At 46.2% G+C, this 21,129-nt stretch carries 24 protein-coding genes and 1 riboswitch; of the genes, 4 read left to right on the forward strand and 20 right to left on the reverse strand.

The annotated features are described in order from the left end of the window. Positions 1-183 precede the first annotated feature (183 nt). Positions 184-432, forward strand: a complete 249-nt coding sequence (locus BAMF_RS31665; RefSeq protein WP_003153403.1) for a ferredoxin — start codon at positions 184-186, stop codon at positions 430-432. A gap of 138 nt (positions 433-570) precedes the next feature. Here the strand turns inward: BAMF_RS31665 and BAMF_RS31670 are convergent, their stop codons facing one another. Beyond that, the gene (locus BAMF_RS31670) at positions 571-1,143 is read right to left on the reverse strand and encodes an ECF transporter S component (RefSeq protein WP_013352713.1); all 573 of its coding nucleotides are present in this window, start codon (positions 1,141-1,143) and stop codon (positions 571-573) included. A 146-nt stretch (positions 1,144-1,289) separates the two neighbouring features. Further along, positions 1,290-1,424: riboswitch (FMN riboswitch) on the reverse strand. A gap of 207 nt (positions 1,425-1,631) precedes the next feature. Here BAMF_RS31670 and serA point away from each other — a divergent pair. Continuing rightward, entirely contained in the window at positions 1,632-3,209 is a 1,578-nt protein-coding gene (gene serA, locus BAMF_RS31675; RefSeq protein ID WP_013352714.1) for a phosphoglycerate dehydrogenase, read from the forward strand. 44 nt (positions 3,210-3,253) lie between these two features. Here serA and BAMF_RS31680 read toward each other — a convergent pair whose 3' ends face one another. The 14 genes from BAMF_RS31680 to BAMF_RS31745 form a co-directional block, all read right to left on the reverse strand. Beyond that, entirely contained in the window at positions 3,254-4,354 is a 1,101-nt protein-coding gene (locus tag BAMF_RS31680; RefSeq protein WP_013352715.1) for a hypothetical protein, read from the reverse strand. Continuing rightward, positions 4,290-4,874 carry an RNA polymerase sigma factor SigX gene (sigX, locus tag BAMF_RS31685; RefSeq protein WP_013352716.1) on the reverse strand — a complete coding sequence of 195 codons (585 nt, stop codon included), beginning with the start codon at positions 4,872-4,874 and terminating at the stop codon, positions 4,290-4,292. The genes BAMF_RS31680 and sigX overlap by 65 nt, the downstream gene beginning before the upstream one ends. 191 nt (positions 4,875-5,065) lie before the next feature. Further along, positions 5,066-6,847 carry an ATP-binding protein gene (locus tag BAMF_RS31690; protein WP_013352717.1) on the reverse strand — a complete coding sequence of 594 codons (1,782 nt, stop codon included), beginning with the start codon at positions 6,845-6,847 and terminating at the stop codon, positions 5,066-5,068. Continuing rightward, a complete protein-coding gene (gene resD, locus BAMF_RS31695; RefSeq protein ID WP_003153397.1) occupies positions 6,844-7,566 on the reverse strand; it encodes a DNA-binding response regulator ResD in 723 nt (240 codons plus the stop codon). Before resD ends, BAMF_RS31690 begins: the two co-directional genes overlap by 4 nt. Positions 7,567-7,647: 81 nt before the next feature. Next, positions 7,648-8,823 (reverse strand): c-type cytochrome biogenesis protein CcsB, encoded by a 1,176-nt coding sequence (gene ccsB / locus BAMF_RS31700; protein WP_013352718.1) that lies wholly within the window; start codon positions 8,821-8,823, stop codon positions 7,648-7,650. An 18-nt stretch (positions 8,824-8,841) separates the two neighbouring features. Continuing rightward, on the reverse strand, positions 8,842-10,470 hold the full coding sequence (gene resB / locus BAMF_RS31705) for a cytochrome c biogenesis protein ResB (RefSeq protein WP_013352719.1): 1,629 nt from the start codon (positions 10,468-10,470) through the stop codon (positions 8,842-8,844). After that, positions 10,467-11,006 carry a thiol-disulfide oxidoreductase ResA gene (gene resA, locus BAMF_RS31710; RefSeq protein WP_013352720.1) on the reverse strand — a complete coding sequence of 180 codons (540 nt, stop codon included), beginning with the start codon at positions 11,004-11,006 and terminating at the stop codon, positions 10,467-10,469. Before resA ends, resB begins: the two co-directional genes overlap by 4 nt. A gap of 84 nt (positions 11,007-11,090) precedes the next feature. Then, positions 11,091-11,825, reverse strand: a complete 735-nt coding sequence (gene rluB / locus BAMF_RS31715) for a 23S rRNA pseudouridine(2605) synthase RluB (RefSeq protein ID WP_013352721.1) — start codon at positions 11,823-11,825, stop codon at positions 11,091-11,093. Positions 11,826-11,917: 92 nt separating this feature from the next. Further along, positions 11,918-12,454 (reverse strand): spore maturation protein, encoded by a 537-nt coding sequence (locus BAMF_RS31720; protein WP_013352722.1) that lies wholly within the window; start codon positions 12,452-12,454, stop codon positions 11,918-11,920. A 4-nt stretch (positions 12,455-12,458) separates the two neighbouring features. Next, complete coding sequence (locus tag BAMF_RS31725; protein WP_013352723.1) at positions 12,459-13,049, reverse strand: nucleoside recognition domain-containing protein; 591 nt, start codon at positions 13,047-13,049, stop codon at positions 12,459-12,461. Next, complete coding sequence (locus BAMF_RS31730) at positions 13,037-14,188, reverse strand: D-alanyl-D-alanine carboxypeptidase family protein (protein ID WP_013352724.1); 1,152 nt, start codon at positions 14,186-14,188, stop codon at positions 13,037-13,039. The genes BAMF_RS31725 and BAMF_RS31730 overlap by 13 nt, the downstream gene beginning before the upstream one ends. Positions 14,189-14,299: 111 nt before the next feature. Next, complete coding sequence (locus tag BAMF_RS31735) at positions 14,300-14,785, reverse strand: DUF3907 family protein (protein ID WP_013352725.1); 486 nt, start codon at positions 14,783-14,785, stop codon at positions 14,300-14,302. A 90-nt stretch (positions 14,786-14,875) separates the two neighbouring features. After that, complete coding sequence (gene scpB / locus BAMF_RS31740) at positions 14,876-15,469, reverse strand: SMC-Scp complex subunit ScpB (RefSeq protein ID WP_013352726.1); 594 nt, start codon at positions 15,467-15,469, stop codon at positions 14,876-14,878. Next, on the reverse strand, positions 15,459-16,214 hold the full coding sequence (locus tag BAMF_RS31745) for a segregation/condensation protein A (protein ID WP_013352727.1): 756 nt from the start codon (positions 16,212-16,214) through the stop codon (positions 15,459-15,461). The genes scpB and BAMF_RS31745 overlap by 11 nt, the downstream gene beginning before the upstream one ends. A 207-nt stretch (positions 16,215-16,421) precedes the next feature. On the opposite strand from BAMF_RS31745, the gene BAMF_RS40820 reads away from it, so the two are divergent. Together BAMF_RS40820 and BAMF_RS31750 are read left to right on the forward strand one after the other, a co-directional pair. Then, positions 16,422-16,511, forward strand: a complete 90-nt coding sequence (locus BAMF_RS40820) for a YjcZ family sporulation protein (protein WP_076983148.1) — start codon at positions 16,422-16,424, stop codon at positions 16,509-16,511. A gap of 87 nt (positions 16,512-16,598) precedes the next feature. Beyond that, the gene (locus tag BAMF_RS31750) at positions 16,599-17,120 is read left to right on the forward strand and encodes a DUF309 domain-containing protein (RefSeq protein ID WP_013352728.1); all 522 of its coding nucleotides are present in this window, start codon (positions 16,599-16,601) and stop codon (positions 17,118-17,120) included. 65 nt (positions 17,121-17,185) lie between these two features. On the opposite strand, the gene ribT is transcribed toward BAMF_RS31750, so the two are convergent. The 5 genes from ribT to ribD all read right to left on the reverse strand — a co-directional run bounded on the left by ribT (position 17,186) and on the right by ribD (position 21,128). Beyond that, positions 17,186-17,560 (reverse strand): GNAT family N-acetyltransferase RibT, encoded by a 375-nt coding sequence (gene ribT / locus BAMF_RS31755; RefSeq protein ID WP_013352729.1) that lies wholly within the window; start codon positions 17,558-17,560, stop codon positions 17,186-17,188. A 116-nt stretch (positions 17,561-17,676) separates the two neighbouring features. Continuing rightward, a complete protein-coding gene (ribH, locus tag BAMF_RS31760; protein ID WP_013352730.1) occupies positions 17,677-18,141 on the reverse strand; it encodes a 6,7-dimethyl-8-ribityllumazine synthase in 465 nt (154 codons plus the stop codon). 32 nt (positions 18,142-18,173) lie between these two features. After that, a complete protein-coding gene (locus BAMF_RS31765; RefSeq protein ID WP_013352731.1) occupies positions 18,174-19,370 on the reverse strand; it encodes a bifunctional 3,4-dihydroxy-2-butanone-4-phosphate synthase/GTP cyclohydrolase II in 1,197 nt (398 codons plus the stop codon). Positions 19,371-19,384: 14 nt separating this feature from the next. Next, positions 19,385-20,032, reverse strand: a complete 648-nt coding sequence (gene ribE, locus BAMF_RS31770; protein WP_013352732.1) for a riboflavin synthase — start codon at positions 20,030-20,032, stop codon at positions 19,385-19,387. Continuing rightward, on the reverse strand, positions 20,013-21,128 hold the full coding sequence (ribD, locus tag BAMF_RS31775) for a bifunctional diaminohydroxyphosphoribosylaminopyrimidine deaminase/5-amino-6-(5-phosphoribosylamino)uracil reductase RibD (protein WP_013352733.1): 1,116 nt from the start codon (positions 21,126-21,128) through the stop codon (positions 20,013-20,015). The genes ribE and ribD overlap by 20 nt, the downstream gene beginning before the upstream one ends. Position 21,129: the final 1 nt, after the last annotated feature.

Here is a 21,129-nt window from a genome sequence, read left to right on the forward strand (position 1 = left end):
TAAAGTCATCTTTTAGGGGGAACTGCTATAGAGAATCCCTTATGTGATAAGCATTCTCAATCATTTTTCTGTTGAAATTTGACACCAACATCATTACAATAAGTAAGAGGAATAGGTGTTATATTTAAAAATATATAAGGTAAACCATTTGTTCCAACACGAACAATCTGGGAGGTTTTTTTCATGGCAAAGTACACAATCGTAGATAAAGATACGTGTATTGCATGCGGCGCTTGCGGAGCTGCGGCACCAGACATTTATGATTATGATGATGAAGGCATTGCATTCGTTACGCTTGACGAAAATAAAGGTGTCGTCGAAGTTCCGGAAGTGCTGGAAGAAGATATGATTGACGCATTTGAAGGATGCCCTACTGATTCAATCAAAGTTGCGGATGAACCGTTTGAAGGCGACCCGCTGAAATACGAATAGAAAAGCCCTCCCCGTGAGAGGAGCTTTATACGTGAATAAGACTCCGGCTGTTATCGGCCGGAGTCTTATTTTTTTGCCGATCCAACAAACAAAAAAAAGCGCCCGGCCTGTGTTTTACGAGGCGGACGCTTTCAGTCATTATTGTGTTTGAACGCTGCGTTTTTGCTCAATCCAAGGTTTAAGCTTCGTAAAGATGAACGTAAATACGATGGTGATGATAATGCCTTTCACAATGTTAAACGGCAGAATTCCCGCAACAACCGCTGTTTTTAACTGGCTGTTTGACAGTGCCGGTGAATGCAAAAACCAAGTATACGCGGGCAGGATGAGAATATAGTTCAAAATACTCATCAGAACAGTCATCGCCGCGGTTCCGGCCAGCAGGCTCACCGCAAGCCCTTTTGCAGACTTGAGTTTTTTAAACATAAACGCCGTCGGCAGGATAAACAGCGTCCCCGCGATAAAATTGGCCGCCTGCCCGACAGGCACGCCGGCCATGCTTCCTTGAATGATATACTGCAGAATATTTTTAATCGCTTCAACCGCAATCCCCGCCGCAGGCCCGTAAACCAAAATGGCGATAATTGCAGGAACGTCACTGAAATCAATTTTCAAGTAATCCGGCAGACCCGGAAACGGGAAATTTAACAGCATAAGCACAAAGGCAATGCTGCTAAGCATACTGATAACAACTAATTTTTTTACTTTCACAATGCTCTCTCCTTTTCGATCAAATCTCTCGAAAAGAGGAAAGGTTCTTTACACCTCAATAAAAAAACCGCTTTTATAAAAAAGCGGGAGTTTACTAAGGCTTAGCAAAGAAACGTTTGATATGAGCATCAAAACGTCTGCTGAACCTCCATCTTCTCCCATCCAGACTATACTGTCGGCTCCGGAATCTCACCGGATCCTGCCGCCGAAGCAGCTCGCGGGCTTAGAGTATGATACTCATCACCGCCGGTAGGGAATTTCACCCTGCCCCGAAGATTGATCTTATGAATTTATTCACATTATATATGATCACATTGCAATTGTATAGCGAACTGCTCAATTTTATATAAAATATTGGCGAAACTCATTTTTTAACTGAATGAGCGGTTTCCTTTTCTCCTTTACTGCGTCAATACGCATTGACACTCTATTGAGAATATGATAAATTATCAGATATTTAGTCAGCTAAACTAGGAGGAAATCTAACAATGTTTCGAGTTTTGGTCTCAGATAAGATGAGCAATGACGGCTTAAAGCCGCTGATGGAATCAGACTTTATAGAAATTGTTCAAAAAAACGTCGCGGATGCAGAAGATGAATTACATACCTTTGATGCCCTGTTAGTCCGCAGTGCCACGAAAGTAACCGAAGAATTGTTTGAAAAAATGACCTCTTTAAAAATCGTCGGCAGAGCCGGTGTCGGGGTGGATAACATCGACATCGATGAGGCCACAAAACATGGAGTTATCGTGATAAATGCGCCAAACGGAAACACGATTTCAACGGCAGAGCATACATTCGCGATGATTTCTTCATTAATGAGACACATCCCGCAAGCCAATATCTCAGTAAAATCTAGAGAATGGAACCGGACGGCTTTTGTCGGGGCGGAACTCTACGGAAAGACTCTGGGAATTATCGGTCTCGGCCGGATCGGAAGCGAGATCGCCCAGCGCGCCAGAGCGTTCGGTATGACGGTTCATGTGTTCGATCCGTTCTTAACCGAAGAAAGAGCCGGCAAAATCGGGGTAAACAGCCGGACCTTCGAAGAAGTGCTTGAAAGTGCGGATATCATTACCGTTCACACGCCTTTAACAAAGGAAACAAAAGGACTGCTTAATAGAGAGACCATCGCCAAAACGAAAAAAGGCGTCCGCCTTATTAACTGCGCAAGAGGCGGAATCATTGATGAAGCGGCGCTTTTGGAAGCACTGGAAAGCGGGCATGTCGCAGGCGCTGCGCTTGACGTGTTTGAAGTGGAGCCGCCTGTTGAATCTAAACTTCCCGACCATCCGTTAGTGATTGCCACACCTCACTTAGGCGCTTCAACGAAAGAAGCACAGCTGAATGTTGCGGCGCAGGTTTCTGAAGAAGTGCTTCAATTTGCAAAAGGCCTGCCTGTCATGTCAGCGATCAACCTGCCAGCGATGACGAAGGATGAATTCAAAAAAATTCAGCCTTATCACCAAATTGCCGATAAAATCGGAAGTCTCGTGTCACAATGTATGAAGGAACCCGTCAAAGATGTTGCGATTCAATATGAAGGCACCATCGCCAAATTTGAAACATCGTTTATTACAAAAAGCCTGCTGTCCGGCTTCTTAAAACCGCGTGTAGACTCAACGGTCAATGAAGTGAATGCCGGCGGTGTCGCAAAAGAACGCGGAATCAGCTTCAGCGAAAAGATTTCCTCCAATGAATCAGGATATGATAACTTCATCAGCGTAAAAGTGACCGGAGACCGGAGCACCTTTACGTTAACGGCTACGTATATCCCTCACTTCGGTGAAAGAATCGTTGAACTGAACGGCTTTAATATTGACTTACATCCTGCCGGCCACCTCGTATATATCCAGCATCAGGATACGACTGGCGTAATCGGACGCGTCGGACGCATCCTCGGCGATAACGATATCAATATCGCCACCATGCAGGTAGGCCGTAAAGAAAAAGGCGGAGAAGCCATTATGATGCTTTCTTTTGATAAACACCTGGATGATAAAGTCGTCAATGAGCTGGCTTCAATTCAGGATATTGTCTCAGTTAAATTGATTGACCTTCCGTAACAGACAAAAACCCAAAACATATAAATGTTTTGGGTTTTTAACGTTTAATGGATGGGAAGCGGATTAGGCGCGGCAGGCACAGCGATTGGTTTTGTCACATCATAATTACCGACTTTCTTTGCACGCGCATGTGTGAACAGCACCTCAGAAAAACCGAATTCCTTCGCGGTTAACAAAAGTCCTTCGATCATTAAAATCCCTTCTAGCGAATCTTCCACCGTATGTTTTTCGGACAATTGGATTTGCAGCTGCCGGCCGTTTTTAATTTCGGATACTGATGCAATCGCATCTGCTTCAATGACGCCTGCGGTCTGTGAGTCTTTATCTGTTTTCATTCCGTCAATGGCTTGCTCTACTGAAGAATAGGTTTGTTCCGACGGAATGAGATACTCTTGTCCCAGATTGTCACGGTAAGAAAAATACGCCCGTTTTGCCTGCTTATGTACGGACATCTCAGCGGCAATACCGTATGCTTTATAAAGATCCTGTCCTGCTCCATTTTGAATCTTTGTCATTTTAATCCGCTCGTAAGGACTCCAGGTCAAAGTCTCTTTCAGCACCTTTTTCAATAAATCAGCTTCGGCCACTGATTCAATTGATAGCCGTCCGTTTACTTGTACAAGCAGATCCTTCTTATCCGCACTTACTTGAACACCGTCCAAAAGCCGGGGTACAGACAGGAAAGATTCGGGCACTTCCAGGTTTTCTGCCTCGGATAAAGCCTCTGAAACCGATTCGTCGGGCTTCCTTTTTTCAAAACTGATCGGAATAACGGCGGATGTTTCTGAATCGGCAAACGCCAACGTAATGTATTTGTTTTTGTTTTGGTTTGAGACGACAAACGTCTTCTGTTCCGGCTTGACTGAAGCTGACTGACTGGCTTTTTCAACCTGACTGCTGTCAGCTGTAAGATCACCGGAAGATTCGTTTCTTGTCAGCAGGTGAGGAGATATAATCAGAGCGATGCACAATGCGCAGATGGCGGCTGTTGCGGGGCCGATCCTGCTTCGGGCCGGTTTTTTTCTATACTGTTTACCCGTTTCAATATTCCGGTAAATGGCCTCTGGTGAACGATGATCTCTAACCGCCGGAAGTTGTCTTAACAACTCCTCTACTCTTTCTTCGTTCCAATATGACTTCATCATCCATTAGCTCCTCCCTCAAAAGCTCCATCTGTTTCCGAAGTATTTTGAGCCCTCTGTGTTGGGTCGTTTTGACTTTGCTTTCCGAGAAGCCGAGAGCGGCAGCTGTTTCCTGAATGGAATATCCCTGAATAAATCTCAAGATAATAACAGCTCTTTGATCAATGGTGCAGTGATCAAGCGCGGTATAAATTTCCCGGACATTTTCATGCTGTACGGCGAGTTCGTCCGGAAGCAAATGCTGATCTCTGACATCTTGTGTATCCCAATCAAACGTACCCATAATACGCTGTCTGATCGTCTGCTGCTTGCGGAACCAGTCAATCGCCACATGGCGCGCGATGGACAACAGCCATGTTTTTTCACTGCTTCTACCTTCGAATGTATGATAGGAATTCAAGACGCGGATATACACTTCCTGCGCCAAATCCTCAGCCTGTGTTTTATCTTTTACCATATAAAATAAAAATTGGTATAAATCTTGATGATATGCATCATATAATATCTGAAAGGTTTCTTCCATGGGAAGCCCCTCCGTTCACTTTTTTGTCGTATAAATGCGTTGAAAAGTTACATTACAACTATATTACGAGAAACTGGAATTTGGAAGGGAATTTATATTAACATATTCTTAAATTTTTAAAGGGGAAATTAACAAAAAAACACCCGCATGTTCTGCGGGTGTTTCGTATGGAACAAGATTGTTCGTCAATTTCAGACGCCATCCTGCACTTTTGTCGGAATATAAAATGTAAACGCCGTCCCTTTGTCGATGCTGCTGTGCACCGCAATTGAGCCGCCGTGCGCTTCCACGATATTTTTTACGATAGCGAGCCCGAGTCCGGTTCCCGCCCTGCCCCTTGTTCTCGCCTTGTCCGCTTTATAAAAACGTTCAAAAATAAAAGGCAGGTCCTCTTCAGGTATTCCCGAGCCGGAATCTTTAATATCGATTTTCAGTCCGTCTTTTACGGTCTGAGCCGCGATATGAACGCTTCCGCCTGACTCTGTATGACGCAGCGCGTTGTCTATAAGATTGGTAAACACCTGTTCCATTTTGTCTTCGTCAAAGACACACTCCGGCTGAGACACCGCAATGTCTTCTGTGAGCGAAACCCCTTTTTCCTTCGCTACCCCGGAAAATTTGCGGGAAATCTTCTCCAGAAATTCATGCAGGTTCACCGTTTCATAGTGCAGACCCGTATGTCCGGATTCCATTCTGGCCAAGTCCAGCAAGTCATTGACAAGCCGGCCCATGCGAAGGGATTCATCATAAATGATCTGCGCGATTTCTTTTTTCTCCTCTTCGGTACTTGCAATGTCGTCCACTATTGCCTCACTGTATCCTTGCAGCATAGAAATCGGAGTTCTGAGTTCATGACTGACATTGGCAATGAAATCTTCACGCAATTTATCAAGCCTGCGCTCTTCGGTCATGTCACGGAGCACGGCCACGGCGCCGCGGACGTGTGATTCCGCATAAAGAGGCGACATCAATAAAACCCATGACCTTCCTTGAAGCGTCATTTCAATCATTTGCTCTTTTTCTGTGCTCACGGCATTTTGAAAAAGCTCTTTTGCTTCAGGAGGAAGGTTGTCTCCTTCTTTAATGTTCATATTCTGCTCGTAATACCAAGCCTGCAGAAAACGTTCGGCCGGCGGGTTCGTCACCAAAATGGTGCCGTCGATATTAATGGTGATGACCCCGTCTGCCATACTGCTTAAAATATTCGACAGCTGTTCTTTTTCCTGATTCAGCGCGTTGATATGGAAATTGAGCTGCCGGCCCATCTGATTAAAGGCAATGGCCAGTTCCCCGATTTCATCTTGAGTCAGAATCGGAATTTTTGTATCAAACTTCCCTTTCGCCAAGTCCTGGGCGCCTTCCCGCATTTTCCGAAGCGGGTACGTCACCCTGCTGGATAAAAAGAACGCGAAAAACGTTGTCAAAACGATGGCAATTCCCGCCGCAAGAAAGATATACCGTGTCGTATGTTTCGTCGTATCTTTGACGGCAAGCAGCGACTGAGATAAAAAGACCATGCCTTTTTTGCCGTCTTTTTCATACGGCACGCCGACGATCAGCCGTTCGTTATCGGAACCGGCATCATTGGGCGCCGCGCGTTTGCTTACTTTTTTGCGGTCTGTCAGCGCCTTGTGCAAATCCCGGTCGCGTTTGATCTGCTCCAATGTAATAGATGATAAATGATTATCGTCATTCGGCGAATACCAGACGTGCTGATCATCCTGAATGATCGCGATGCTCGTTAAGTTGTCCGCCAGCTCCCACGTGATGGATCTGGCAAGCGGCTGGTCTTCATGATTTTCTATAATGACCGCTATTTTATCGGCAAGCTGCGTTAAATCTTTTTCCGCTTCTTCTACGTGGTAATTCTCTATGAATTCGAGAAGCAGCACCGTTAAAATAAATAAAACAATTAATACGAGTGAAAGAATGGTAAACCAAAGCTTTCCTACTACGCTTTTCCAAAACTTCATTCAGCGCCTACCTCAAATTTGTAACCCACTCCCCAGACGGTGACGATTTTTTTCGCCGCTCCCGGAGATACTTTGTTTAATTTTTCACGGAGCCGTTTTACATGGGTATCCACCGTTCTAAGGTCTCCGAAAAATTCATACTGCCATACTTCTTTTAAAAGCTTTTCTCTGTCATACACTTTGTCCGGTGTTTTCGCCAGAAAATACAGCAGTTCGTATTCCTTCGGCGTCAGGCTCACTTCCGTGCCGTCCGCAGTCACTCTGTGAGCATCGTGATCGATGGAAAGATGTGAAAAAACGAGCACATTTTTTGTCGGCGTATTTGCTGTCAGATAGGATGTTTGAGAAGCTCTTCTTAAAAGCGCCTTTACCCGAAGCACCACTTCTCTCGGGCTGAAAGGCTTCACGATATAATCGTCCGTACCCGCTTCAAACCCCTGAACGCGGTTGGCTTCTTCCCCTTTTGCCGTCAGCATGATAATCGGCGTCGCTTTTTTTTCTCTGAGCTGCCGGCATACTTCTATTCCGTCTGTTCCCGGCATCATTAAATCCAAGAGCACCAGATCATAATCTGAGGCCAGCCCCATTTTAATGGCCTCATCGCCGTTTTCCGCTTCTTCAATCACATAGTTTTCCCGTTCAAGGTACATTCTTAAAAGGCGGCGAATTCTGGCTTCATCATCTACTACTAATATTTTAGTTTCATTTGTTTGATCCATCGTTTTCCCCCTGCTTTCCTTCTGTTACTTTCATTTTAACAAACTGTGCGGCGGCTTGAGAACTGTATCGGCTTTCGGCATCTATGCGTACGAATGAAGTCCGGCAAGCACGAGATTTACAAAAATTAAGTTAAACATAATAATGGCAAAGCCGATGACGGCGAGCCATGCCGATTTTTCGCCATGCCAGCCTCTTGACAGCCGCAAGTGCAAGTATGCTGCGTAAAATAAAAAGGTGATCAGCGCCCATACTTCCTTAGGGTCCCAGCCCCAAAAACGCGTCCATGCAAGCTGCGCCCAAATCATCGCAAACACAAGCGCGCCGAGTGTAAATACCGGAAATCCGATGGAAACGGCGCGGTAGCCGACTTCATCTACCAAGTCGAGATTCACATTTTTGACGAGCGGGCTTAAAAGAGCGCTGATTCTCTTTCTGAATATCAGCCTGAGCGCGCCGTATAAGACGAGACCTGCGCCAAACGACCAGATCACCGTATTAACCTTTCTGCCTGAAAAAATGGCCGGGAGCTCAACAAACGGCTTCATTGCGCCTTCTGTAAGCAGTTCTCCTTCATGCGGACCGACAAGCGCAGGCATATCATATACCATGACGCTTTTGGCATCTTTTTTATCCACCCAATTAAATTCGGCTTTGTAGTCCGCCAGCCGGAATGCCGACGTGACGGCGATAAATGCCACGGTCGTCACGAGGATAAACATGATGACTTCGAGCCAGAACGTTTTTTTGCCCGGTCTGGACTGATCGACATGCTTTAACAGGAAAATGACTCCGGCTACAAAGCTGATCGCAAGAATCGCCTGCCCGAGCGCCGCCGTCGTGACGTGAATGTACAGCCAATTGCTTTGCAGTGACGGAATAAGCGGCGTAATGTCGGTCGGAAACATGCTTGCGTATGCAATAAGCAACAGCGCGATAGACAATGTGAACATGCCTAAAGACGGCAGTCTGTAAATAAAGTAAATAATAATAAAAGCGAGAACAAGCATCATGCCGAATGACGTGGTAAATTCAAACATATTGCTGACAGGCGCGTGTCCGCTTGCCGACCACCTCGCAATGAAGTAGCCGAGATGGCAAATAAATCCGAGAATGGTTAACGTGATTCCGATTGCCGACCAGCGGCCCTTACCGTCCTTTGCACCTTTTGTTCCCCGGATGGCGCCGCCGAAAACCGGGACGGCAATTAAATAAATCAAAAAGGCAGCATAAAGAAAATTTGCGCTCAGCTCCGCCATGACACCACTCCTTTTTCATTAGGCCTGATTTTTGACCAGTTCTTTTTGATCGGCCGGCTCTTTAATCCCGGTCCCGTTAAGAACATATTCAATATCCTTTTTCAAACCGAACCAGTTTTTGTTCGTATGACCCGCCACAAGCACTTCATTTTCACCGGTTTTGATCCAGATTCTTCTGTGCTGCCAGTACATTCCTTGAATGACGCCGATCATAAAAATCGCGCCGCCGACGGCAAGCACCCATAAGGTTAAATCTTTTCTGACGGTGAGTCCTGTAATGTTTTTCGTTTCCACGTGGTCGAATTTTAATTTGTACTTGTTATTCGCGGAACCTTCAACAGTCTGCTGAATCGCAACAAAGCTTTTCTCCCCTTTCGGCTTGTCAGGAGCCGTAACTTTAAAGACAAAAGCCGGATTGTTCGGAACCTTCGTTTTCGTGCTCGGTTCTCCGTCCTTGTTAAAATAAAAATCAGGAAGATAACTGGCGATCTGCACTTTGTAACCGTTACCAAGATCATAGTCCGTGTCTGGATCAAGAAGATTGATCTTCAGTCTGCCGAATGACTGTTTTGTTTTTTGGTCGATCAGCTGAAACACCATCTGATCGAGCTGGTTTTCTTTATAGTCCACCTGATACACGGAATAGGAGTCGAACCGCAGCGGTTCATTGACGCGGATATTGTTTTCTTTGACTCTTTTAAGCTTCGGCTTTTCACCGAATACAATGTCGCCTTCCCTCTTGTACAAAATTGCATCCGTATTGAAGGATTTGGCGACTTTGCCGTTTCCGGCTCTGTCAATGGCGTCGGCGAATACTTTTTTCTCAGTGTTTTTGTTATATGTCTGCATGGTGAACCGATTGTTTTTCAAGTAATATTTGCCGTCAGTGCCGGGAATCTGGGCGGTTTCGCCTTCACGGACCCAGAGGGTTTCATCGACATACATCCCCGGGACAAACCTCAGCATGGCTCCGATCAGAAAAATGATCAGGCCGATATGATTGACGTAGGGCCCCCACCTTGAAAAGCGCCCTTTTTCCGCCAGAATGCTTCCCTCTTGTTCTCGCACTCTATAATGCTTTTTTTTCAAACGTGTTCTGATGCCATCAGCCGCCTCCGCGCTCAGACCGGTTTCCGTCCGGCTGTATAGACGCTGCCTCTTCAAAAAGACCGGATTCCGCTGAACTCCTTGATTTTTCAGCGCTCTGTACAGAGGAATCACCCGATCCAGGCTGCAGATGACAAGTGATATGCCGATGGATGCGATCAGGAGCATATACCACCATGAACCGTACAGGTGATGAAATCCCAGCAGATAATAGATTTTGCCGATTATACCGTACTGCTGTTCATAATATGTATCCGGCTGGGCGCCCGGCGGCAGATAAGCTTCCTGCGGAAAAACCGTGCCGAATGCTGAAGCCGCCAGAGTAATGACGATCAGCCATATTCCGACTTTAACGGAAGAAAAGAAATTCCATACTTTATCTACGATTGTTTTGTTATATGTTTGCGAACGTCTTGCGCTGCCGTCGTACCGCATATCGGCAAGCGGCGACTTTTGATCATCAAGAGGCTTCCCGCACGACTCGCACAAAACTGTTCCGGCTGGATTCACGTGCCCGCATTCACATTTGACCTTTTTCATGAAGACGCCTCCAGCTTAATTAAATTCATATAGTCATGAACCATGCGTTCTGTCATCGTGCCGGTCACCACTTTCACGACTTTTCCGTCGGGATTGATCAAAAAAGTCGTCGGTATAGGCGATACGCCGTACGCGTCCAGCACTTGCCGGTCAGTATCAAGCGCAACCGGGAAATTGACGCCGTATGTTTTCATAAAATTATGTACTGCAATTTTTGATTCGCCGACATTTACCGCAACCACCTCTACACCGAGGTCTTTAAAATACTTATATTGGTTTTCCATATAGGGGAATTCCTGCTTGCAAGGCTCGCACCACGTTCCCCAGAAATTCAGAAAAACACCTTTTCCTTTTAACTGACTCAGTTCTATGTTTCTGCCCTCTGTATCTTTCAGCGCGAAATTCGGGGCTTTGGACCCCTCAGATATACGCTCGCCGTTTGTGTAAACAGCGTTATAGATGGTATATCCGAGCGCGCAGAGTAAGATGAGAAGGATGCCGGTCCGAATGAATAAACGCCGCCGTTTTTTGTTCATTGTACACTGCTCCCCTCCCCTGCCTGCAAATCCATTCAATTATATCATCTTCACGTTTTGTAATTTTTGAAGGTTATGTGAAAATTAGAAAGCGTTTTTACCGTGGTCGGCTAAAGCCCGCAGCCTTTTCACCTCATGCGGCGTCAATTCTCTTGCGTCTCCTGTGTGAAGGCCTCTTAAATCTAAAAATGCGTATTCTTCACGTTTGAGTTTCAGCACGTCATGACCGATCGCCTCGAACATGCGGCGGACCTGTCTGTTTCGGCCTTCATGAATCGTCAGCTGAATGATGCTCGTCTGCTTTCTTTTGTCCAGGGAAAGCATTTTCGCTCTGGCCGGAGCCGTCTTGCCTTCTTCAAGCTGAATGCCGCGCTCAAGCTTTCTCAGAAGTTCCTTGGAAGGAATCCCTTTCACTTTGGCGACGTATGTCTTATCAATTTCGTATTTCGGATGCATAAGTTTGTTGGCAAACTCGCCGTCATTTGTCAGCAATAAAAGACCGCTCGTATCATAATCAAGCCTGCCGATCGGATAAATGCGCTGCGGCACTTCTTTAAAGAAGTCGGTCACCACTTTCCGCCCTTTGTCGTCGTCAGCTGCTGAGATCACTCCTCTCGGTTTATAAAGCAGAAAGTACACGGGTTCTTCCCGTTCCACCTTTAATCCGTTTACTTCAATCTGATCAGAACCGGTCACTTTTACGCCGAGCTCTGTTATTACTTTTCCATTCACCTTTACTTTTCCTTCTTTTATCAGCTCTTCTGCCTTTCTGCGTGATGCCACGCCGGCATGAGCAATAACTTTTTGCAGTCTTTCCATGTCGTTCACCTCAAGTATAATCTTACTTTTTTCCACTTGAACAAACAAGCTTTTTCAAGGAGAGTTATTCTGATATATAAAAAGCGCCTGATTCAGGCGCTTCCAAATAATAACGTAACTATGATGATTGATGCAACCACTCCGATCAAATCAGCAAGAAGACCGACCTTTAGAGCATCCCCCATTTTTTTAATGCCGACCGCCCCGAAGTATACCGTCAGGACGTACAGCGTCGTATCAGTCGATCCCTGCATGACAGAAGCCAGTCTGCCGATAAATGAATCAGGCCCGTACACGGCGATCAAATCTGTCGTCATCCCGAGCGCCGCCGTACCTGAAATCGGACGGATCAGAGCAAGCGGCACGACCTCTGCCGGAATGCCGAGCGCCGTAAAGAAAGGCTTGCAAAGTCCCATGACAAAATCCAGCGCGCCTGAAGCCCGGAATACGGTGATCGCCACAAGCATCCCGACCAAAAACGGAATGATGGAAAACGCAATCTCAATTCCTTCTTTTCCGCCTTCAACGAATGATTCATACGTCGGCACTTTTTTGATCGTGCCGTATATCAATATACCGGCGATAATAATCGGGATCATGGCTAAAGACAGCCAATTCACCATTTCCATTCGCTTACCTCCCTTTTCTTTTGCGGCGGTACCAGAAGTAGCGGTCAATGAAAATTGCGCCGATTCCCGAAATTAAAGTCGCTAAGATGGTCGGTCCGACGATATCGGTCGGTGATTTCGCCGAATAAGCCATGCGGACGGCAATGACGGTTGTCGGTATCAATGTAATGCTCGAAGTATTTACCGCCAAAAAGGTAATCATGGAACGGCTGGCCTCAGACTTGTTGCCGTTCAGCTTTTTCATCTGCTCCATAGCTTTAATGCCGAGGGGTGTCGCAGCATTTCCCAACCCGAAAAAATTCGCCATGAGATTTGATAAGATGTATCCCATAGCCGGATGATCAGGGGGAATATCGGGAAACAGCTTAGAAATAAACGGGCGGCACATTCTGCTGAATATATCCAAAAGGCCGGACTGCTCGGCTATTTTCATCAGGCCGAGCCAGAACACGAGGACGCTCATTAATCCGAACGAGATCGTAACAGCTTCTTTCGCTCCTTTAAAAACAGCTTCATTCACATCCTGCAAGGTACCGTTAAACATCGCAAAAACAAGTCCGATTACAGTCAGACAGACCCAGATTAAATTGACCATACTGAACCGCCCGCCGTGCTCATAAAAAGGCTCGTAAATGTTTCAATGAAATGCTTTTTCGGCTTTTTATGGCGCTCATTTTCATAATAGACGGGGATCTTGGCGATCACTTTCCCGTCATGCATAACGGTCATCCGGCCGACAACATCAGGAATGAGAGAGGCATCCTTTTTCCAGGCTTTTTTCGGTTTTATTAAGGTTGTGCTGATTTTCACATCATCGATTTCATCCTCTTTTAACAAATATTTAACATCACGGGTAATAAAAGCGTGTTTTCCGTAAAACGTCTTTTTCAGCTTCGGGATGCCGCCTTTTTTGGCGACGACATAGGTTTTATAGTTCTCAAAGACATAATTAAACATATTCATATGGTCATCCCAGTCATCCGGATCATTAATAGTGACTGCGATGAGATCCGTTCCGTCTTTTGAAGCCGTCGAAACGAGGGTCCGTTTCGCGATTTTTGTGTAACCCGTTTTTCCGCCAGTGCTGTAAGGATAGAGCCCTGTCAAAAGCTTGTTTTTATTTTTCCACACCCGGTCCATCGTTTCCGCTTTATACACTTTTGTGCCTGAAACGGTCCGGTATTCCTTGATCTTCATCGCGTATTTGGTCAAAAGCGCCATGTCATACGCCGTTGAATATAAATTTTCGTGGTCATCCAGTCCGTGCGGGTTTTGAAATTTTGTATTTTCCATCCCGATTTGCTCGGCTTTTTGGTTCATCATAAATACAAAACCGTCAAGGCTTCCGCCGACATATTCGGCTATTGCCGCAGCGGCATCATTTCCTGATCTCAGCATAAGCCCGTATACGAGATCTTTCAGCTTAACTTTCTGTCCCGGCTGAAGATAAATTGCTGAACCTTCCGTTTTTACGGCATTCGGGGAAACAGTCACGGTCTTTTCCATCTTCCCTGATTCAATTGCCAGCACCGCCGTCATGATTTTAGTAATGCTTGCGATCCGCCGCTTATGATGTTCGTCCTTAGCGAATAATACCCTGCCTGATGTTCCGTCAATTAAAATCGCGCTTTTTGCGCTGACATGTATTTGGGCATGTGCCGTATTTCCGTCTGTAATGGAAAAAAGGATAACAAAAGTCAAAAGAAATACGGCAGCTTTTTTGAGAAAGCGCATGAATGCTCACGTCCTTGTTGTGGGTTTGTACAAGTTTATGCGCATGTCCATGACTTATGAATACCAATTACATCACTTTACATAAAAAAACTCTCCCAAAAGGGAGAGTTTTTATCTGGCTGATACCATATTTGAGCCTGATGCTTCATATTGCGCCAATTCTTCCCGCATGCGCAGAAACTCACTGCTGAGCGAAAGCAGAAGGCTCCGCAGCGAGTCCGGCACTCGCTGGTAAAATTCAATCGCGCTTTGGCCTGTATATGCGGCGCGGCTGTTTTCATACCATGTATCCTTTTTCGGCATGAAAAACTCTTCCACGCACTGATGATACACTTTATACAGGGTTTTCTCCGCTCTCGACTCATGAAACGGCTCCTGCATTAAGAGCCGGCGGCAGGCTTCCTGGGCGCCTTCGCAAAAGACGGTCATCCGTCTCAGCACACTGAGCACATCGCGGCAGTATGCCTCATCCGCCTTTCCCGAAGCCTGCATCTCCGGTAATGTTGTATGATTTAAATAGCTGCTGACCATCGTGACAACCTCGGCTAAAAATTTACCAGTTTCTTCAGTATGGGCCCTCACAATCGAATTTCCCATTTTCGTCCGTTTCCTTCCTCTCTTGTACTTCGTCAATGTGCGTCATTCATCAATGGCCTTTCCCTACTATCGTATGATGAAAAACCGTTATTATTTAATATCCTCAAAAGTTTGGTTGAAGTTTTCAAAGAACAAGTCGGCTTCCTCCTGGAGAACGTCTTCTTCCGCATTTTCAGGAAGCGGCGGGAGCTCGTCCAGTGTTTTTAAGCCGAATTGTTCAAGAAATACAGGTGTCGTGCCGTATAAAATCGCACGGCCGGGACCGTCGGCGCGGCCAACCTCACACAGCAGCGCTTTTGACACGAGGCTGTGCAGAATCCGTTCAGACTTCACGCCCCGGATATCTTCAATTTCTGCCCGTGTGATCGGCTGCTTGTACGAAACAATCGCCAGCACTTCTAAAGAAGCCTGTGACAGCCCCTTTGACGGCACTTCGATTAATTTTTTTAAATAAGGCACGAATTCTTTTTTCGTTCCAAGCATATACGTATCCGCATATTCGGTCAGCTCGATACCCCTGCCGTCTTCCTTGTACTGTGCGGCCACTTCTTCCATAATTCCGGCCAGCTCCGCTTCTTCTATTTCAAGCACCGTCACCAATTGCTTTTTGGTAAGCCCCTCATCACCCGCCGCATACAGCAGGGCTTCCACAATCGCTTTCCAATTCACGATATCAAGCGCCATGAATGGATTCACTCCCCGTAATGTATATATCTGAAAAGTTTTCTTCCTGTTCAAGGATAATCTGCTGATTTTTCATCAGCTCCAGAACTGCTAAAAACGTCACGACGAGATGGTCTTTTTGCCGAGAAGGAAAAAGCTCCGTGAAGTTTATTCTTCTTCCCGCCGTTTTTAAACTTTTTACGATTTCGTTCATTCTGTCTTCAATCGGTATTTCCTGTCTTGTAATGGTCGTTTCTTTCGGCCGCGTGATTTTTTTACGCTGAAGCACTTTTTGAAACGCGCCGATCATGTCATAAACGGTCACCGAAAGCTTCTGCTCCGTCTGTTTGATTTCTTTTGCATATTCACTTAAATCACTCGGCGGCTTCGTAAATGACTTTTGTCTTTCTTCTTCCCGCTCTTTTAAATCTTTCGCAGCGGTTTTATATTTTCTATACTCAATCAGCTTTTCAATCAGCTCGTCCCGAGGGTCTTCTTCTTCAAGCATTTCGTCTTCAAACAGCTCTTCCTCTTGTTTCGGAAGCAGCATTCGGCTTTTAATGCTGAGAAGAGTCGCCGCCATGACCAGATATTCACTGGCGACATCAAGTTCAAGCACTTGCATTGTATGTACATATAATAAATATTGTTCAGTAATGGTTGCCACGGGTATGTCGTATATGTCGATTTCAAGACGGTTAATCAGATGAAGCAGCAGGTCCAATGGGCCTTCAAACGTATCAATTTTCACTTGATATTCTACCATTATCTCACCATTTTCAATATCACTCTCATTGCCGGAAAAACTGGCTACCCATTAGTATAATCCACCGAAATGCTCGCGTCCAATACTTTTCTAATCGTGCTCCGTTATTTAGAAAATACTGAAAAAGAAGATATACGCCTATACCTTTAAAGGCGGATGCACATATGATAGCCGTGTAAACATGAAACAAAGGGAGGCTGATTTCACATGGGCGGAGCTTGTTTCGGCGGAGGATTTGCATTAATTGTCGTTCTGTTTATATTGCTCGTTGTCGTAGGGGCATCTTACATCTGCTAGTTCATCAGGCTTCAGACACCAAGCCGCTCTTTTTTCCTTTTCATAGCGCTGTGGTACACTGGGTTTAGCATAAAAGGAGGAAGCGGCTTGTATCCAAAAGCTTATATCGGCTTTTTGGCCGAATTTCACGCATCAAGAGATTATTTTGAGTGTCATGAACTGTTAGAGGAATATTGGAAAGAAAGCCCGCCTGGGGAGCGGAGCATTCATTGGGTCGGCCTGATTCAGCTTGCCGTCGCTCTGTATCACCAGCGAAGGGGGAATGAAGCCGGGGCTAAACGGCTGATTGCCAACAGCTTACGTATTCTGCGGTCTGAAAAACAGGCTGTCAGCTCTCTCGGTCTCAGTCATCCGAAGCTGATTGAGCTGATAGAATCGCTGTCAGACAACATAGAAGCGGGCCTGCCGTACAAAAGTGTTATGCTGCCGATTACAGATGAAACTTTGAAAGAAGCATGTCTTGCCGAATGCCGCCGCAAGGGCTATATATGGGGGCAAGACGGTGTATCCGATACCTTTCTTATTCATAAACACCGCCTGCGGGACAGGACGGATGTCATCATGGAACGCGAACGGGAAATTGAGAAAAGAAAAAAAAGCAGAGGCTGACGGTCAGCCCTGCTTTTTCTATATAAAAACAGCTCCCGAAACCGTGATGATTCCGGGAGCATTTGTCAGTTATTATATGAAATATCCTGATCTTTTTGATGTTGACAGCGTTCAAAAAAGCTTTGCGTTAATTCATTCGGAACGAGTGCCTCCGTTTTGAACAGACGTTTTAAGGCGTCCATCATTTGCTTTCCGATTCCTTGATGGCGGTGAGAAGGATTCACGCTGATATGACGGATTTCAACCTCCGAGTCTTTTTTTTCGACTCCGATCGCTCCGACGATATCTTCATCCTCTTTCCAAAGAAAGAGCTGGCGGCCAGTATCCGTTTCATAGTCCTTCATTGTCTGCTGAAGCTGCTTAAGATCTTTTTCATTCGGCATAAATGACAGAAGACCCATCGCAATCTTTTCAAACGATTTTTTATAACGAATTAACATAAAAACCCCTCTATATCCAAAATGTCCATTCATGTCCTATCAAACGGATACATAAAGGCGATCCGTTTTCTCACATTATATCATTTTCGCCGCGGTTTTAAACGCTTTTCAACAAATTATTCAAATGAGCGGTTTAAATTTGCCATTTCAATGGCGGATACTGCGCAGTCCGCTCCCTTATTTCCGGCTTTTGTTCCGGCGCGTTCGATAGCCTGCTCAATGGTTTCAGTCGTCACGATGCCGAAGATAACCGGGACGCCCGTCGCCGTTCCCGCCTGAGCGATGCCTTTTGCCGCTTCGTTGCAGACATAGTCATAATGCGTTGTCGCTCCTCTGATCACCGTGCCAAGTGTAATGACGGCATCGTATTTTTTCGTTTCCGCCATTTTTTTTGCGGCAAACGGGATTTCAAACGCTCCCGGCACCCAAGCGACATCAATGTCATTTGATTCTACACCGTGGCGAATCAATGTGTCTTCTGCTCCGCTTAACAGCTTGCTCGTAATAAATTCATTAAATCTGCCGACGACGATTCCGATTTTAAGTCCTGTTCCTACTAGGTTTCCTTGTATGATATTCATATGTTATCCATCCTTTTTTGTGAGATTTGTTTTTAGAAATGAAGCAAGTGTCCGAGTTTTTTCATTTTGGTTTGTAAATACTGCTTGTTGTGCTCACTCGCTTCCATTTGAAGCGGCACCCGATCTGAAATGCTTAGTCCGTACCCTTCAAGGCCGGCGATTTTCCGGGGGTTATTGGTTAAAAGTTTCATATGCTGAACCCCTAAATCGCGGAGAATCTGGGCGCCGATGCCATAGTTGCGCAAGTCAGGCAGAAAGCCGAGCGCTTCGTTCGCTTCAACCGTGTCGTACCCTTGTTCCTGCAATCGATACGCTTTCAGCTTATTGATGAGACCGATTCCTCTGCCTTCCTGACGCAAATACAATAGAACGCCGCGGCCTTCTTCGGCAATTTGCGCAAGCGCGGCATGAAGCTGAGGCCCGCAATCACAGCGGTGGGATGCAAACACATCGCCGGTCAGGCATTCTGAGTGCACTCTGACAAGAACGGGTCCGCTGTTAAACGGGACATCGCCCATGACAAAGGCGAGATGTTCTTTTCCGTCCACCTCGTTTGTATATCCGTAAACCCGGAACGTGCCGAAGTCAGTCGGCAGCGTAATGTCAACTTCTCTGTTCACAAGTGTTGTAATGTTGTAGCGGTATTCTATTAAGTCTTTTATCGTAATCATTTTCAGCTGGTGGCGTTTGGCGATCTCGGCTAACTCTGGCACTCTGGCCATTGTGCCGTCTTCATTCATAATTTCACAAATGACGCCCGCTCCTTGAGAACCGCATGCTTTTGCAAGGTCAACGGCTGCTTCCGTGTGGCCCGCCCGCTTCAGGACGCCTCCTTTTTTTGCGATTAAGGGAAAAATATGACCCGGACGCTGAAAATCGTCAGGCACAGATTCTTCGTCCAAAAGCGCCTGAATCGTAAAGGAACGTTCCTGAGCGCTGATTCCCGTTTTTGTCAGCTTGTGGTCAATGCTGACTGTAAACGCGGTCTCATGTGAGTCTGTATTATGATCGACCATTGGATGAAGATCCAGCCGGCCGGCGATGTCTTCAGAAAGCGGCGTGCAGATCAGGCCTCTCCCGTGGGTCGCCATAAAATTCACCACTTCAGGCGTAGCATGCTCAGCGAGCGCTACGAAATCTCCTTCGTTTTCTCTGTCTTCATCATCGACAACGATGATGACTTCACCTTTTTTCAGCGCTTCTAATGCCTCTTCTATCGGATGAAACATATTGATCTCCCTTTCTAAAAGCCGTTCTCGCTTAAAAAGGCTTCTGTGATAGTTTGATTGCTTTTCGTTTGTTCTGTTTTGTGCAAAAAGCGGTATAAGTATTTGCCGATCATGTCGCACTCAATATTGACGATCGAGCCGACTGCTTTCGTCTGGAAAATCGTTTCTGAGATGGTATGCGGAATGACAGATACCGTCACACTTTCGTCTGATAAGCCGAAAATCGTCAGGCTCACGCCGTCTACCGTAATCGAACCTTTCAATACGAGCGTTTTCGTCAATTCGGGAGACAGCTTTAAGTCGTAATAGACCGCGTTGCTTTTTTTCTCGATCCGTGTAATTTCCGCCGTCCCGTCTACGTGCCCTGATACAAAGTGGCCGCCGAACCGTCCGTTGGCGGACATTGCTCTTTCCAGATTCACTTTACTGCCTTTTGACAAGCCGTTCAGCGAAGTGGCTTTAACTGTCTCCGGCATGACATCTACCGTAAATTGATTGTCAGAAAATCCGGTCACGGTCAGGCAGATGCCGTTTACCGCGATGCTGTCGCCAAGCCTCACATCACTTGTCACTTTTGAAGCGGCAATTGTTAATGCCATGGAAAGGCCTGTCTTTTTGATTGCTTGGATCGTGCCTGTTTCTTCAACGATTCCTGTAAACATCGTCACCATCCTTTCCATCTTTAGGTATGGCCGTCAGTTTTATATCCGGCCCGATTTGGGTAATTTGTGTGAATTGTAAATGGGGGACATCTTTCATTGATTGAAAACCTTCACCGGAGATCAAGCTGGGAGCAAGCGTTCCTCCGATTAATGTAGGGGCGAAATAGAAATGAAGCTCGTCGAAACAGCCCGCCTTGACAAAACTTCCGTGTACAGATGCTCCTCCTTCCACATAAACGGACATTATGCCGTTTTCAGCGAGAATGCTGAGCACCTCAGGGATGTGAATGCGGTCTGTTTCAAGCGTAAAGACTTTTATTCCGAGTGCGGTCAGCCGGTCTTTCTTTCGGACGTCAGAACCTGCGGCTGTAAATATCCATGTCGGCGCAGCCCCGTCAGTGAGCACATTTGCCGTTTCAGGAACGGTCAGCTTTGTATCGAGAATGACTCTGACCGGCTGCTTCACCGCATCGGGGAGCCTGCATGTCAGGCTCGGATTATCGGCTTTGACTGTGCCTGCTCCGACAAGAATGCTTTGATGCGATTTCCTGTATTGCTGGGCATCAAGCCTTGCCGCCTCTGATGTAATCCATTTGCTGTCACCGGTTTCAGTCGCTGTTTTCCCGTCAAGGCTTGCGGCCGCTTTCAAGGTGACATACGGAAGTCCGGTCCGCATGAAGTGAAGAAACATTTTATTCAGCTCTTCTGCCTGTTGCCTGAGAAGCCCCGTTTTCACTTCGATGCCCGCTGCTTCCAGCATTGTGATGCCTTTTCCGGCTACAAGCGGATTGGGATCTTCCACAGCGATAAACACCCTTTTTATCCCTGATTTCATGATCAGTTCGGCACATGGCGGTGTTTTTCCGTAATGGCTGCAAGGCTCAAGCGTCACATACAAATCAGCGCCTTTTGCATGGCTGCCTGCCATATTGATCGCGTGCACCTCAGCATGGGCCTCTCCGTATTGCAAGTGGGCGCCCATTCCGACGATCTGTCCGTTTTTGACGACGACGGCGCCGACAAGAGGATTCGGCTGTGTCTGTCCTTCACCGCGTCTGGCAAGCTCTATTGCCGTATTCATATAATATTCTTCCATC

Source organism: Bacillus amyloliquefaciens DSM 7 = ATCC 23350 (assembly GCF_000196735.1).
GTDB lineage: Bacteria > Bacillota > Bacilli > Bacillales > Bacillaceae > Bacillus > Bacillus amyloliquefaciens.

Coding starts and splice junctions, on each gene's coding strand:
- BAMF_RS31665 (WP_003153403.1), top strand. CDS start 184: ATGGCAAAGTACACAATCGTAGATAAAGATACGTGTATTGCATGCGGC.
- serA (WP_013352714.1), top strand. CDS start 1,632: ATGTTTCGAGTTTTGGTCTCAGATAAGATGAGCAATGACGGCTTAAAG.
- BAMF_RS31680 (WP_013352715.1), bottom strand. CDS start 4,354: ATGATGAAGTCATATTGGAACGAAGAAAGAGTAGAGGAGTTGTTAAGA.
- sigX (WP_013352716.1), bottom strand. CDS start 4,874: ATGGAAGAAACCTTTCAGATATTATATGATGCATATCATCAAGATTTA.
- BAMF_RS31690 (WP_013352717.1), bottom strand. CDS start 6,847: ATGAAGTTTTGGAAAAGCGTAGTAGGAAAGCTTTGGTTTACCATTCTT.
- resD (WP_003153397.1), bottom strand. CDS start 7,566: ATGGATCAAACAAATGAAACTAAAATATTAGTAGTAGATGATGAAGCC.
- ccsB (WP_013352718.1), bottom strand. CDS start 8,823: ATGGCGGAGCTGAGCGCAAATTTTCTTTATGCTGCCTTTTTGATTTAT.
- resB (WP_013352719.1), bottom strand. CDS start 10,470: ATGAAAAAGGTCAAATGTGAATGCGGGCACGTGAATCCAGCCGGAACA.
- resA (WP_013352720.1), bottom strand. CDS start 11,006: ATGAACAAAAAACGGCGGCGTTTATTCATTCGGACCGGCATCCTTCTC.
- rluB (WP_013352721.1), bottom strand. CDS start 11,825: ATGGAAAGACTGCAAAAAGTTATTGCTCATGCCGGCGTGGCATCACGC.
- BAMF_RS31720 (WP_013352722.1), bottom strand. CDS start 12,454: ATGGAAATGGTGAATTGGCTGTCTTTAGCCATGATCCCGATTATTATC.
- BAMF_RS31725 (WP_013352723.1), bottom strand. CDS start 13,049: ATGGTCAATTTAATCTGGGTCTGTCTGACTGTAATCGGACTTGTTTTT.
- BAMF_RS31730 (WP_013352724.1), bottom strand. CDS start 14,188: ATGCGCTTTCTCAAAAAAGCTGCCGTATTTCTTTTGACTTTTGTTATC.
- BAMF_RS31735 (WP_013352725.1), bottom strand. CDS start 14,785: ATGGGAAATTCGATTGTGAGGGCCCATACTGAAGAAACTGGTAAATTT.
- scpB (WP_013352726.1), bottom strand. CDS start 15,469: ATGGCGCTTGATATCGTGAATTGGAAAGCGATTGTGGAAGCCCTGCTG.
- BAMF_RS31745 (WP_013352727.1), bottom strand. CDS start 16,214: ATGGTAGAATATCAAGTGAAAATTGATACGTTTGAAGGCCCATTGGAC.
- BAMF_RS40820 (WP_076983148.1), top strand. CDS start 16,422: ATGGGCGGAGCTTGTTTCGGCGGAGGATTTGCATTAATTGTCGTTCTG.
- ribT (WP_013352729.1), bottom strand. CDS start 17,560: ATGTTAATTCGTTATAAAAAATCGTTTGAAAAGATTGCGATGGGTCTT.
- ribH (WP_013352730.1), bottom strand. CDS start 18,141: ATGAATATCATACAAGGAAACCTAGTAGGAACAGGACTTAAAATCGGA.
- BAMF_RS31765 (WP_013352731.1), bottom strand. CDS start 19,370: ATGTTTCATCCGATAGAAGAGGCATTAGAAGCGCTGAAAAAAGGTGAA.
- ribE (WP_013352732.1), bottom strand. CDS start 20,032: ATGTTTACAGGAATCGTTGAAGAAACAGGCACGATCCAAGCAATCAAA.
- ribD (WP_013352733.1), bottom strand. CDS start 21,128: ATGGAAGAATATTATATGAATACGGCAATAGAGCTTGCCAGACGCGGT.